The 687-nt window shown below is 72.3% G+C and carries 1 protein-coding gene; it reads left to right on the top strand.

Annotated elements, in window-relative coordinates; genetic code table 11:
• Nucleotides 1–95 precede the first annotated feature (95 nt).
• Nucleotides 96–687 (top strand): hypothetical protein (locus FB586_RS18500; protein ID WP_136520834.1); only part of this gene is annotated, 592 nt, incomplete at its 3' end.

The following is a 687-nucleotide window of genomic DNA, read 5'->3' as shown; positions in this document are numbered from 1 at the left end:
CCGACGTCGCGGCCCGGCACCGGCGGGAGACGCGGCGACTCGTGCGCGACGGCCTGGCACCTGCTCGGGCGGCGGCCGAGTCCACCTGCCGGCCGATGGAGACCGGCATCCTCTGCGAGGGCAACATCTTCGTCGCCGATCGCAGCGCGAAGGCACGGAACGGCGTGTTCGCACGCGTCCCCGACGGTGGCCTGATCGACAGCAGCACCTTCCTGGTCACCACCCGCGGCGCGACCCTGACCGACGCGGTCAAGCTCGGTCGTACGCCCCAGGTCGACCTGGGCAAGCAGCTGGAGGTCAGCAAGGAGGTCAAGACCGAGACCTTCTCCTGCAGCGGCACCCTGAAGGCGGACCTCACGGCCACCGCCGAGATCGACCCCACCCTGGACTTCTCGCTGGACGTCGCCTGGGGGCGGCTCCAGAAGGCCGAGGCGATCGCCCGGATCGAGCAGACGGCCGAGCTGACGGCGTCGCTGACCGGCGAGGGGACGTGCGCGACGGAGTCCCGACCGATCCTCGACAAGCCCCTCCCGCCCGTCACGGTGCACCTCGGTCCGGTGCCCGTCGTCCTCGCGCCGCAGCTGCACGTCTCGGTCAAGGCCCAGGGGAGTGCGTCCGGCACCGCGACGGTGGGCTGGAGCGAGGAGGCGAGCGCCGAGTTCGGCCTCGCCTACGGCGGCACGTGCT

Source organism: Cellulomonas telluris (genome assembly GCF_004886325.1).
Lineage (GTDB): Bacteria > Actinomycetota > Actinomycetes > Actinomycetales > Cellulomonadaceae > Cellulomonas > Cellulomonas telluris.
Note: the sequence above shows the minus strand (reverse complement) of the source record. Positions and strands in the feature narration are given on the sequence as shown.